The following is a 12,382-nucleotide window of genomic DNA, read 5'->3' as shown; positions in this document are numbered from 1 at the left end:
CATGCAGGTGAACATGACCGTCAACGGTGAAGCAGTGAGCGCCGAGGTGGAACCGCGCATGCTGCTGGTCCATTTCCTCCGCGACCAGCTGGGCCTGACCGGGACCCATTGGGGCTGCGACACCAGCAACTGCGGTACCTGCGTCGTCACCGTGGACGGCGATCCGGTGAAGTCGTGCACGATGCTCGCCGCGATGGCGGGCGGGCACGACGTCCGCACGGTCGAGGGCCTCGAACACGACGGCGAACTCGATCCCGTCCAGCAGGGCTTCATGCAGTGCCACGGACTGCAGTGCGGGTTCTGCACCCCCGGCATGATGATGACGGCGCGAGCACTGCTCGACCGGGAGGAGAGCCCGGACGAGGCAACCATCCGGGAAGCGATCTCCGGGCAGATCTGCCGCTGCACCGGGTACACCACGATCGTGCGCTCGATCCAGTGGGCGGCGGATCATCGGGCGGGCGAGGCCGCCGAGCCGGAACCGGCCGGCGACTTCGACGCGGAGGTCCAGGAGGACAAGACACGGGGCGCCGAGGGCGCACCGATGACAGTCGAGGAACACGCGACCACCGGAAGTGCATCATGACCACCGTCGAATCCCGTCCGCCGTCGGGCGACGCCGACGTCGTCGACAACGACAAGAAACCCTGCGGCCACGGCCGCATGCTGCGCAAGGAGGATCCCCGCTTCATCCGGGGGCTCGGAAATTACGTCGACGACATCACGCTCCCCGGCATGCTGCACCTGGCGATCCTGCGGTCGCCGGTCGCGCACGCGCGGATCGTGAGCATCGATACCACTGCGGCACAGGAACACCCGAAGGTGACGGCAGTGGTGACGGGGGCCGACCTCGCCGCGAAGAACCTCGCATGGATGCCGACGCTGTCCAACGACGTGCAGGCCGTGCTGGCCACCGACAAGGTGCGGTTCCAGGGCCAGGAGGTCGCGTTCGTCATCGCCGAGGACCGCTATTCGGCCCGCGACGCGCTGGAACTGATCGACGTCGAGTACGACATGCTCGATCCCGTCGTCGACGCGCGCGCCGCGCTCTCGCCCGATGCGCCGGTGATCCGCGACGACCTCGAAGGCAAGACGGACAATCACTGCTTCGACTGGGAGACAGGCGATGCCGCCGCGACCGATGCCGTGTTCGCGAAGGCGGACGTGGTGGCGAAGCAGGAGATCGTCTACCCCCGGGTGCATCCCGCGCCGATGGAGACGTGCGGTGCGATCGCGGACGTCGACCGGGTGTCCGGCAAGCTGACGCTGTACTCCACCTCGCAGGCCCCGCACGCACACCGGACGGTCTACGCCCTGGTCTCGGGGATCCCGGAGCACAAGATCCGGGTGGTGTCCCCGGACATCGGCGGGGGCTTCGGCAACAAGGTCCCGATCTACCCGGGATACGTGTGCGCCATCGTCGCGTCACTGGTGACCGGCAAACCGGTGAAGTGGATGGAGGACCGCAGCGAGAACCTGATGAGCACCGGGTTCGCCCGCGACTACATCATGGTCGGTGAGATCGCTGCGACCAAAGAGGGCAAGATGCTCGCGATCCGCACGAAGGTGCTGGCCGATCACGGAGCCTTCAACGGCACGGCAGCCCCGGTGAAGTATCCGGCCGGTTTCTTCGGCGTCTTCACCGGCAGCTACGACATCGAGGCCGCGCACTGCGCGATGACAGCCGTCTACACCAACAAGGCGCCCGGCGGGGTGGCGTACGCCTGCTCGTTCCGCATCACCGAGGCGGTGTATCTGGTCGAGCGGCTCGTCGACTGCCTGGCGTTCGATCTGAAGATGGATCCGGCGGAGCTTCGGCTGAAGAATCTGCTGAGGCCGGAACAGTTCCCGTACACCAGCAAGACGGGGTGGGTGTACGACTCGGGTGACTACGAGACCACCATGCGCAAGGCCATGGACATGATCGGCTACCAGCAGTTGCGGGAGGAGCAGCGGGAACGCCGCGAGCGCGGGGAGCTGATGGGGATCGGTATGTCGTTCTTCACCGAGGCCGTCGGCGCGGGCCCCCGGAAGGACATGGACATCCTCGGCCTGGGCATGGCCGACGGGTGCGAACTGCGCGTGCATCCCACCGGGAAAGCTGTCCTCCGGTTGTCGGTGCAGACCCAGGGGCAGGGTCACGAGACGACGTTCGCGCAGATCGTGGCGGAGGAACTCGGGATTCCGCCGGACGACATCGACGTCGTGCACGGCGACACCGACAACACGCCGTTCGGGCTCGGCACGTACGGCAGCCGGTCGACGCCGGTGTCGGGGGCGGCCGCGGCGCTGGTGGCCCGCAAGGTGCGGGACAAGGCGAAGATCATCGCGTCCGGGATGCTCGAGGCCTCGGTCGCGGATCTGGAATGGGAGAAGGGCGAATTCCATGTGAAGGGTGACCCCACGGCGAAGGTGCCCATCCAGGACATCGCGATGCGGGCTCACGGCGCGGGCGACCTGCCGGAGGGCATCGAGGGCGGACTCGACGCGCAGATCTGCTACAACCCCGAGAATCTGACGTACCCCTACGGCGCGTACTTCTGCGTCGTCGACGTCGACCCCGGCACCGCCGTGGTGAAGGTGCGGCGGTTCCTCGCCGTCGACGACTGCGGCACGCGCATCAACCCGATGATCATCGAGGGGCAGGTCCACGGTGGCATCGTCGACGGCATCGGTATGGCGCTCATGGAGATCATCGAGTTCGACGAGGACGGCAACTGTCTCGGCGGGTCACTGATGGACTACCTGATCCCCACCGCGCTCGAGGTCCCGAAGCTCGAGACCGGCTTCACCGTGACCCCGTCACCGCATCACCCCATCGGCGCGAAGGGCATCGGGGAGTCCGCGACGGTCGGATCGCCCGCGGCCGTGGTGAACGCGGTCGTGGATGCGCTCGCCCCGTTCGGGGTCCGGCACGCTGATATGCCGCTCACCCCGTCCCGGGTGTGGGAGGCCATGCAGGGCCGCGCGACACCCCCGATCTGAATGTCGCCCGTCGGCTGCGAGGAGGCTTGATGGATCTGAAAGAGCGTGCGGCGCAACTGACACGCGACCGCAGGCCGTTCGTCCATGCGACCGTCGTGCGGGCGCAGCCGCCCACGTCCAGTCATACCGGTGACGAGGCGATCCTCCTGCAGGACGGGACGATCGAGGGGTTCGTCGGCGGTCAGTGCGCGCAGAATTCGGTGCGCACGGCCGCCCTGGGCGCGCTGGCGACCAACGAGAGCGTGCTGTTGCGGGTCCTTCCCGACGGGGCCGTGCAGTTCCCCGAGACTCCGGGCGCGTCGGTCGTGGTGAATCCGTGTCTGTCCGGCGGCGCCATGGAGATTTTCCTGGAGCCGCAACTGCCACCGCCGTTGGTGCGGATCTTCGGCACCACTCCGATCGCGCAGGCGTTGGCGGGCATAGCGGGACTGCTGGGCTTCACCGTCGAGCACGACGACGCCGGGATCGAACAGTTCTCCGGCACGACGGCGGTGGTGCTCGCCGGGCACGGCGGGCCCGAAGCCGAGGTCATCCGTGCGGCGCTCGACGCGGGGGTCGGGTACGTCGGGCTCGTCGCCAGCCGTACACGTGGCGGGGCCATCCTCGACACCCTGGGTCTGACCGAGTCCGAACGGGCACGGGTGCACACCCCCGTCGGCCTGAACATCGGGGCGCGGACGTCGGCGGAGATCGCGGTGTCGATCGCGGCCGAATTGGTGCAAGAATTGCGGACCGCGGGACTTCGCGCGCCCGAGGACGATTCGTCGCCGCGGGCAGCGGTGGCGGAGGTGATCGATCCCGTGTGCGGGATGCGCGTCGTGGTGGGGCCGGATACCGCCCACCTACGGCGGGACGGCGACGACTTCTGGTTCTGCGGGCCGGGTTGCCGGGCATCGTTCGCGCAGGAGACGGCGGTATGACGGCGGCGTTCGAGGATGTGGCGGACGTGGTCCGGCGCTTCGATGCGGAGGACTACCTTCTGGACTTCGGCACCGCGTCGGCCCTGTATCTCGCGGCGGCCCTGCGTCGCCCGCTCCTGCTCGAAGGCGAACCCGGGGTCGGCAAGACCACCGCGGCGAAGGCTCTCGCGACCGTCCTCGGCGCCCCGCTGATCCGGTTGCAGTGCTACGAGGGCCTCACCGCGAACGAGGCCCTCTACGACTGGAACTATCAGCGTCAGTTGCTCACCATCCGGCTGGCCGAATCGCGGGGCGACGGCCTGACCGAGGACGACCTGTTCACCGAGGAATTCCTGCTGGAACGTCCCATCCTCCACTGTGTGCGATATCGGGGACCGACCCCGCCCGTCCTGCTGATCGACGAAATAGACCGAGCCGACGACGAGTTCGAGGCACTCCTCCTCGAATTCCTGGGGGAGGCGTCGGTCACCGTTCCCGAACTGGGAACGTTCACGGCCGAACATCACCCCGTCGTCGTGCTGACGTCCAACCGGAGTCGCGACCTCCACGACGCGCTGCGCAGGCGGTGCCTCTACCACTGGATCGACTATCCGGAGCCGGCGCGGGCGGCCGCCATCGTGCGTCGCACGGTGCCCGCGGCGGCGGCGCCCCTCATCGAGCACGCCACCCGCTTCGTCGGCCGGGCCCGCGAACTCGACCTCGACAAGCCGCCCGGAATCGCCGAGACGATCGACTGGGTGTCCGCCCTCGCGGCGCTGGGGGTGGCCGATCTGGTTCGCGACGACGCGATCCAGAGCCTGAGTGCCCTCGCGAAGACCCCCGACGACCGCACAATAGTTCAGGACGCATTCGCCGACTACGCGCACGGCCTGGCCACCGGATGAGAGGTTACTGCCATGAAGATCGCCAACGAGTTCACCGTCAGCGCCCCGATCGAGCAGGCGTGGGAGGTGCTCAGCGACCTCGAAGAGGTGGCCCCCCTGCTACCCGGAGCGCAGATGACCGGGCGGGAGGGTGACGACTACCTGGGGAAGGTGAAGGTCAAGGTCGGCCCGGTGACGAGTGAATTCAAAGGCAAGGCCGCCTTCGTCGTGCGTGACGCCAAGGAGCATCGCGCCGTGATCGATGCCCGCGGGAGGGACTCGCGCGGTTCCGGCAACGCGTCCGCGACGATCACCGCCCAGTTGCACGAGGTGGGCGACCGCACCCGCGTCACCGTGGACACCGACATGAAGATCGTCGGCAAACTCGCGCAGTTCGGCAGTGGGATGATCCAGCAGGTGTCGGAGAAACTCATGGGGCAGTTCGCGGAGTCACTGGAAGCGAAGCTCGCCGGGGGGCCCGCCGACCAGCCCGCGGCCGAGACCGAGGCGGCCGACTCCACCGGCACCACGACGCTGTCCGTGGCCCGGCCTTCCGCCGAACCGGCGCCGCTGGACCTTCTGGCGCTGTCCGGTGCGGGTGCGTGGAAACGGTACGCCCCGATCCTCGCTGCCATCCTCGCGGGAATCGTGGTCGTGCTCGTGGTGGGCCGCCGCAGGCGATGAGCACGTCGGGCGTCCTGCGGGGTGTCGATCTCGCGGCGTTCGCGGTGGCATTGGTCGCCCGGTTGCGTTCCCGTGGTGTCGTCGTCTCGGCGAGTGGCCCCGCGGTGTTCGTGCAGGCGCTTCATCTGTCGCCGCCGAGCTCGCGGTCGCGGTTGTACTGGTCGGCGCGTCTGACGCTGGTCAACCGCGTCGACGACCTCGCGCCGTTCGACGCGGTGTTCTCCGCGGTCTTCGACGACGCCGTGCTGTCCGTGGACCCGCACGCACGGCGCGCCGCGGCGGGACGGGACGCGGCCCTCGCCGGTGTCCGCGACGGTCGCGACCGGCCCGGTGACGCGCAGGACGTCGACGGCGTGCCGTGGGTGACGCGACCGATGATGACCGGCGGCGACGACAGCGGCGAGGACGACGTCCACGACACGCTCACCGCCGTGCCGGACACCCTGCCGAGCAGACTCGTGGCTCGCGCCGACGAACCCTTCGCCCGATTCGACGCCGGCGACCTCCGGCTCCTCGGATCCTGGCTGGAGAAGGCGACCGCCGCGTGGCCGTCCCGCCGCACCCGGCGACGCGAAGTGCATCGCCGCGGCCGGCGTATCGACCTGCGGGCCACCATGAACCGGTCGAGGGCCACGGGCTGGGAGCCGGTGGTCCTCGCGAAAAGCCGCCCGCGGCACCGTCCGCGACGCATCGTGATGCTGTGCGACGTGAGCCGGTCGATGCAGCCGTACGCCGCGATCTATCTCCATCTGATGCGGGCGGCGGTGCAACGACAGACCGCGGGCAGGCCGGAGGTGTTCGCGTTCTCCACGTCGCTGACGAGACTCACGCCGGTGCTCGCCCACCGCAGCGCCGAGACCGCGGTCCGCAAGGCGAACGACAAGGTCGTCGACAGATTCGGCGGCACCCACATCGCCGGCAGCGTGAGCGAACTGCTCGCGTCCCCGCACGGCAACGCGCTGCGCGGCGCGGTCGTGGTCATCGCGTCCGACGGCTGGGACAGCGACGACCCGAAGAGCTTGGCGCATGCCCTCACCCGGGTTCGTCGCCGGGCTCACCAACTGGTGTGGCTCAACCCCCGGGCCGGTGACCCCGACTTCCGGCCGCTGGCCGGATCGATGGCAGCTGCGCTGCCGTTCTGCGATGCCTTCCTCCCCGCGCACTCCGTGTCCGCGCTCCGCGACGTGCTGGACACGATCAGCCGGATGCGGTAGCGGGTGGCGCGATTTCACCCCCAGGGTGCCTGGCCGTCGTCACGTCCTTCCCTGAAGCTCTTGGGACGGTGCACACCGCTCTTCAGCTCACAGGAGGAACCCACATGTCGACTACCAGAACTCCCGCCAAAATCGTGGCGGCCATCGGGGCGATCCTCGCAGCCCTCTCGATTTCCCTGGTGGGAACGGCTGAATTCGCCGGCGCCAGACCATGTCAGAACGATTGTCACGCACCGGTTCCCAAACCACCGGTCGACGGCTGTCAACTCTGCAACCCCAACCCCCCACCGCCTCCGCCGCCACCGCCCCCGCCGCCACGGTAGGGAAGAGTCCGGCATGCCAGACACGCGCCTCGGCCGCACGGTCGGGGCGCGTGTCGCGTCACGGGGACGCCTCGACTAGTCGTCCGCGCCACCGGGATCCGACACGCCTTCGGCCTCGTCGCGGTCGGCCCACTCGAGCAGCGGTTCGAGCGAGAACACGGCGTCGTCGATTCCGGCATGCAGGTCACCGAGTTTCGCGAAGCGGTCGGGGACGGTGGCGATGGTGAACTCGTGCGGGTCCACATCGTCGATCTCGTCCCACGTCACCGGTGTGGACACGGTCGCGTCGGGCACACCCCGCACCGAGTACGCGCTGGCGATGGTGTGATCGCGGGCGTTCTGGTTGTAGTCGACGAACAGCTTGCGAGGATCCCGGTCCTTCCGCCACCAGGTGGTGGTGACGTCCTGCGGTGCCCGGCGCTCCACTTCTCGGGCGAAGGCCAGCGCGGCCCGCCGGACGTCGCCGAATCCCCAGTCGGGCCGGATCCGGACGTAGACGTGCATGCCGCTACCGCCGGACGTCTTCGGCCAGCCCGTCGCACCCAGTTCGTCGAGCACCTCGTGCACCACACCGGCCACGCGCCGCACCGTGTCGAATCCGCATTCGGGCATCGGGTCGAGATCGATCCGCCACTCGTCGGGACGTTCGACGTCTGCGCGGCGCGAGTTCCACGGATGGAACTCGACCGTGGACATCTGCACCGCCCAGATCACGTCCGCCGGGTGCGTCACGCACAGTTCGTCGGCGTGACGGTTGTACCGCGGAAACGTCACCCGCACCGTCTGGACCCAGTCCGGCGCACCGTGCGGCAACCGCTTCTGGTGCACCTTCTCGCCGCTCAGGCCGTCCGGAAAGCGGTGCATCATGCAGGGGCGTTCGCGCAGTGCACGAACGATCCCGTCGCCGACGCTCAGGTAGTAGTTCGCGAGGTCGAGTTTCGTGGCACCGGTGGCGGGGAAGTAGACGCGTTCCGGGTGCGAGATCCGCACGGTCCGGTCGCCGACCTCCAGTTCGACAGCGGGAGCCTTGCTCTTGCCGGTCGCCATGCAGTCAACCTAACCCGCGTTCGATCCCTCCCGCGCTGTTTGCCGACGGTTTCGCTGGAATCCCCGGCAATTGCGCGAGAATCCGGCCAATGTCCGTGCGTCTGTGGGGCGGGTCAGAAGCCCGGCGCCCGGCCGCCGTTCCAGAGTTGTTCGGTGACGTCGTGGAAGCAGACGAGGGTCACCGGATCGTCCTGCCGACGCAGGATGGGCCGGCTGACGAGTGCGCGCACTCGGGATCCGTCCTGATGTGCGAGGTCGATGGGTGTGGTGGCGGACTCGCGGAGGTGCTCGACCGCGTCGGCACCCGTCGGCGCGTCGTCCAGGTCGAGGAGTTCGGACACCGGGCGTCCGCGCAGTGACGCGACGGGATGACCCAGCATCTCCTCGAAAGCACTGTTCGCGTGGACGACGGTGCCGTCGTTCTCGACCGCCAGGACGGGAACCGGAAGGCGTTCGAGCAGGACGAGGGCGGGTAGCTGCTCGAGGTAGCCCAAGGGAGTTTCCGGGGTCGGGCGACGTCTCTCCTCATACTCTGCCTGTGCGCTCACAGCCCTAATACTCTCACCGATTCCGACCGCCCGTCCCGTTGTCGACGTAGACGGCGGTTCAGCGGTGTGCCGACTCGACCATCGGTTCGGTCGCGAGGATCCGTCCGTCGCCGCTGACGATGGTCAGGGCGGACGGGGTGAGCCGGTACTCGGTGCCACCGTCGCCGGTGGCGACGAAGCCCGAACCGCTCGACATCGGGTCGTCGACGGAGATGGCGGCGCCGTCGCTGATGCGCACCCCCTGGTAGTAGTAGCGCCCCACTCCCGTCTCGCAGACCACGACCAGGGACTTCGTGGTGCGGCCGATGAACACGGCCGGGTTGGTGTAGTTGCACCGTGCATCGGACGGGGCCAGGAAGCCCTGCCCGTCGGCGCCCGACACCTCGCCGACGATCGGCGGCGCGGGAGCGGTGGTCGTTCTGGGTGTCGTCACCGCAGGCGGGATCGTCGCCGGGGCCGCGGACGCGACGGGTACGTCCTCCGTGGCCGGGATGCGCACCTGACTGCTCGTGGCTGCGGCGACAGTGGGCGCGTCCGGGTTGTTCCGATCCAGCACGAGCCATCCGACCACACCGCCGAGTGTCAGCAGCGCGATCATCAGCAGGGTGACCGTCACGGGCACGGCCACCGATCGTCGTGCCGGCGGCGGGGCCACGTAGGGGGTCGCGGGGTAGTACGGAGCCGCCGGGGGCTGCGCGGGCGGCCCGCTGTAGAACGCGGTCGGCGGGTAGACGGGGGGACGGTCATCGACGCGCGTCGGCTCGGATCGCATGCCCGGCGAAGGTTCCGGGCGGGTCGCGAGGTCGGTTTCGGTCTTCCGCTCACGGGCGGTCAACGCGGACCGGGCAGCGGCTGCGAAGTCGCCGGCCGTCGAGTACCGGTCACGGGGGTCCTTGGCCAGGCCTCGGGCGATCACCTCGTCGAACGTGGGGGGCACGTCGGATCGAATCGAGCTGGGGCGGGGTACCGGCGTCGTGAGGTGGGCGCGGATCGCGCTGCTGATGCTGGTGGACGGGAACGGGATGGACCCGGTGAGGCACTCGTAGAGGACGCACGCCAGCGAGTAGACGTCCGCGCGCGCATCGACCGGAGCATTGTCGAACCGCTCGGGCGCCATGTACGTGTACGAACCGACGGCGCTGCCGAGGGTGGTGAGGCGGAGGTCGGAGCTCGAGTGCGCGATACCGAAGTCGACGAGGTACGCGAATTCACCGGCCGTGACGAGGATGTTCTCCGGCTTCACGTCGCGGTGGATGAGCCCGTCGGTGTGCGCGGCGTCGAGCGCCGCCGCGATCTGGTCGACGATCGCGACTGCGTGTGCGGGGCCCATCGGGCCGCGTGCCCGGAGCAGCGAACGGAGATCCTGACCCACGACCAGGCGCATGTCGATGTAGAGCACACCGTCGATCTCGCCCCAGTCGTGAATCGGAATGACGTGCGGCTCCTGCAACCGGGCCGCGGCGTGCGATTCACGACGGAACCGCTGCTGGTAGGTGGGGTCTTTCGCGAGGTCGACGTCGAGGATCTTGAGTGCGACGGTGCGATCCTTGGTGGTGTCGTACGCCTCGTACACCTCACCCATTCCACCTCGGCCGAGCAGAGCCCGGAGATGGTAGTGCCCGAACTGCGAGCCGACCCGTGCACCTGCCGCCATTCCATTCCCCTCGAAGCCGGAATCAGCACGATACACGCGGTTGGCGCGCTGTCCGGTCCGGGGTGACGAATTCGTTTCCCGCAGTGGGGGATCTGCGATCGGTCGAGCACGAACAGGCGGGGGTGCACGGCATCTGAGGATGCTCGCGACCAGAGACCGCCCTGAAATTCCGTTGCTCGACCTCGCTGCTGTCCGTATTGTCACGTGGCTTTGTCAACCCGTCGACAGAAGGAGTTCATCTCGTCATGGAACCCGTCACCGAACGTGACATCAGGTCGTCGTTCATCAACTGCTCCAAAGGCGACGCCAAGCGCCTACCCGCCCCTCGTGACCTGGACGATCGGCCCTGGGACGACCTCGACTTCCTCGGCTGGAGTGACCCGTCGTTTCCCGGCCGCTGTTATGTCGTCGTACCGCGGGACGGCGGTCTCGTCGGCGTCGCGTTGCGCTACGAAACGGGCGGTTACCGCCGGGCGCAAATGTGCACGGTCTGCATGACGACGCACGCCAATGGCGGCGTCTCGCTGATGACCGCGCGCAAATCGGGTGAATCCGGACGCCGGGGCAACTCGATCGGCACGTACATGTGCGCCGATCTCGCCTGCTCTCTCTATGCGCGCCGGAAGAAATCGCCCGCACTCGGCAGGCAGTACCGCGAGGATCTCGAGCTCGAGGAGAGAATCGAGCGGGTCCGCGACAATCTCAACGCCTTTGTCGCGAGGGTCTACGGCTGACCCACCCCACACCGACCCACCCTGCAGCCCGGTAGCTGCTCGCAAGAATCGGAGGTAGATGCCATGCGCCGACATTCGAGGACCCCAATTCCCGACGCACCCCGAGTTCGGAGACACTGCAACGAAACTCGGGGTGGACGGGACTCCTCTCCGGTCGAGACGGCCCGGACGCGACCGGACCGTGCTGTCCGGAGAGGATTTCCGGCTACGCTCGGCGGCGCCGAGAACTGAAGTGGGCAAACGCCTTCGCCATGAGCGGGGTGGTGACGAGCATGATGACCAGGCGCAACACCTGAGCGGCCGCGACGAACGTGACGTTCGAGGCGGTGGATGCCGATACGGCCAGCACCGCAGCCAGACCCCCGGGCGTGGTGGCGAGATAGGCCTCGAGCAGGCTTGCGCCGGTGAGGTGGGAGAGTAGGACGCCCAGGCCGGCGCAGGCCGCCCCGACCAGCAGGGTGAGCAGCGCGGCGTACGGCAGGATTCGTCCGATCGCCCGCAGGCTCGCCCGATCGAACGCAAGCCCGGCCTGCCAGCCGATGAGGATCAACGCGGCGGTCATCAGCATCGGCGGGACGGTGACCGCGTCGCTCCAGCCCCCGAGTTCGACCCCGGCACTCACGGCCAGCGGACCCAGCGTCGCGGGTGCGGGCAGTCGAACGAGTGACGCGACGGCGGTTCCGCCCACGATGAACAGTGCCAGGACCGGCAGGCTTACATACCATTCGGACCCGCCGCCATCGGTGGTCGTCACGGTCTCCGCACCGGTATCGGCGCGGAAGCCGAACGTGACGATCATCGGCATCGACACGACGACGAGCGCCACCCTCAGGTACTGCACCACGGCGACGATGCGGTCGTCGCCGCCGAGTTCGCGGGCCATCGCGACGAGTCCGGTGGCGCCGCCCGCGGTCATGGCGAGGGATCCCGTCACCGCGTCCACGTCACGATGCAGCGCGAGGAGTGCTCCGGCCGCCACGCTGAGCACCAGGGTCGCGGCCGCGATCGAGACCACCGGCACCCACATCGAGCCCAGGGCGGCGATCGTGTCCCGGTGCACCATCAGTCCGACTGCGCTCGCCAGCACACCCTGCGCAAGCTTTCCCAGCGGCCGGGGCACTCGGGACGGGCCCCGTCCGGTGACGGCCAGGGTCGCCGCGACGATCAGGGCCGCGAAGAGACCCGCCGCCGTCAGTCCGACGCTCTCACCGAGGGTCCAGCCGCCGACCGAAAGTGCGATCAGTGCAGCCCAACGGAGTCCGCGACTGCGCAGGTCGGACGCGCGCGTCGGCACGGATCGTTCGGGGGTGTGCACGTTGTTCACGTGTTGACGCCTACTCCGGGATGCTGTCCCTGTTCTATGGTGCGCATTAGTGTATACCGTAGCTCATACCACTGCGAACGTTAGGA

At 68.5% G+C, this 12,382-nt stretch carries 11 protein-coding genes; 7 read left to right on the top strand and 4 right to left on the bottom strand.

Annotated features, from left to right (window positions below):
- Nucleotide 1 precedes the first annotated feature (1 nt).
- The 6 genes from WKC72_RS34370 to WKC72_RS34345 are packed head-to-tail and all read left to right on the top strand — an operon-like array spanning nucleotide 2 to nucleotide 6,666.
- Nucleotides 2-586 carry a (2Fe-2S)-binding protein gene (locus WKC72_RS34370; RefSeq protein ID WP_037233084.1) on the top strand — a complete coding sequence of 195 codons (585 nt, stop codon included), beginning with the start codon at nucleotides 2-4 and terminating at the stop codon, nucleotides 584-586.
- On the top strand, nucleotides 583-2,985 hold the full coding sequence (locus WKC72_RS34365; protein WP_370181027.1) for an aerobic carbon-monoxide dehydrogenase large subunit: 2,403 nt from the start codon (nucleotides 583-585) through the stop codon (nucleotides 2,983-2,985). The genes WKC72_RS34370 and WKC72_RS34365 overlap by 4 nt, the downstream gene beginning before the upstream one ends.
- Nucleotides 2,986-3,014: 29 nt before the next feature.
- Nucleotides 3,015-3,905 carry an XdhC family protein gene (locus WKC72_RS34360; RefSeq protein ID WP_037233091.1) on the top strand — a complete coding sequence of 297 codons (891 nt, stop codon included), beginning with the start codon at nucleotides 3,015-3,017 and terminating at the stop codon, nucleotides 3,903-3,905.
- Nucleotides 3,902-4,789 carry a MoxR family ATPase gene (locus WKC72_RS34355; RefSeq protein WP_112300998.1) on the top strand — a complete coding sequence of 296 codons (888 nt, stop codon included), beginning with the start codon at nucleotides 3,902-3,904 and terminating at the stop codon, nucleotides 4,787-4,789. Before WKC72_RS34360 ends, WKC72_RS34355 begins: the two co-directional genes overlap by 4 nt.
- Before the next feature lie 12 nt (nucleotides 4,790-4,801).
- A complete protein-coding gene (locus WKC72_RS34350) occupies nucleotides 4,802-5,452 on the top strand; it encodes an SRPBCC family protein (protein WP_037233097.1) in 651 nt (216 codons plus the stop codon).
- Nucleotides 5,449-6,666 carry a VWA domain-containing protein gene (locus WKC72_RS34345; RefSeq protein WP_370181026.1) on the top strand — a complete coding sequence of 406 codons (1,218 nt, stop codon included), beginning with the start codon at nucleotides 5,449-5,451 and terminating at the stop codon, nucleotides 6,664-6,666. Before WKC72_RS34350 ends, WKC72_RS34345 begins: the two co-directional genes overlap by 4 nt.
- Before the next feature lie 398 nt (nucleotides 6,667-7,064).
- Here the strand turns inward: WKC72_RS34345 and ligD are convergent, their stop codons facing one another.
- From ligD to WKC72_RS34330, 3 genes are all read right to left on the bottom strand, one after another.
- Nucleotides 7,065-8,036, bottom strand: coding sequence for a non-homologous end-joining DNA ligase (ligD, locus tag WKC72_RS34340; RefSeq protein WP_370181025.1), 972 nt, complete (start codon nucleotides 8,034-8,036; stop codon nucleotides 7,065-7,067).
- Between the two features lie 113 nt (nucleotides 8,037-8,149).
- Nucleotides 8,150-8,584, bottom strand: coding sequence for a PAS domain-containing protein (locus WKC72_RS34335; RefSeq protein ID WP_037233108.1), 435 nt, complete (start codon nucleotides 8,582-8,584; stop codon nucleotides 8,150-8,152).
- A gap of 58 nt (nucleotides 8,585-8,642) precedes the next feature.
- Nucleotides 8,643-10,238, bottom strand: a complete 1,596-nt coding sequence (locus WKC72_RS34330) for a serine/threonine-protein kinase (protein ID WP_370181024.1) — start codon at nucleotides 10,236-10,238, stop codon at nucleotides 8,643-8,645.
- A gap of 245 nt (nucleotides 10,239-10,483) precedes the next feature.
- On the opposite strand from WKC72_RS34330, the gene WKC72_RS34325 reads away from it, so the two are divergent.
- A complete protein-coding gene (locus WKC72_RS34325) occupies nucleotides 10,484-10,972 on the top strand; it encodes an FBP domain-containing protein (protein WP_370181023.1) in 489 nt (162 codons plus the stop codon).
- A 205-nt stretch (nucleotides 10,973-11,177) separates the two neighbouring features.
- Here the strand turns inward: WKC72_RS34325 and WKC72_RS34320 are convergent, their stop codons facing one another.
- Nucleotides 11,178-12,296 carry an AbrB family transcriptional regulator gene (locus tag WKC72_RS34320; RefSeq protein WP_370181022.1) on the bottom strand — a complete coding sequence of 373 codons (1,119 nt, stop codon included), beginning with the start codon at nucleotides 12,294-12,296 and terminating at the stop codon, nucleotides 11,178-11,180.
- Nucleotides 12,297-12,382 lie beyond the last annotated feature (86 nt).

The organism is Rhodococcus wratislaviensis (genome assembly GCF_041228765.1).
GTDB classification, from domain to species: Bacteria; Actinomycetota; Actinomycetes; order Mycobacteriales; family Mycobacteriaceae; genus Rhodococcus_F; species Rhodococcus_F wratislaviensis.
Note: the sequence above shows the minus strand (reverse complement) of the source record. Positions and strands in the feature narration are given on the sequence as shown.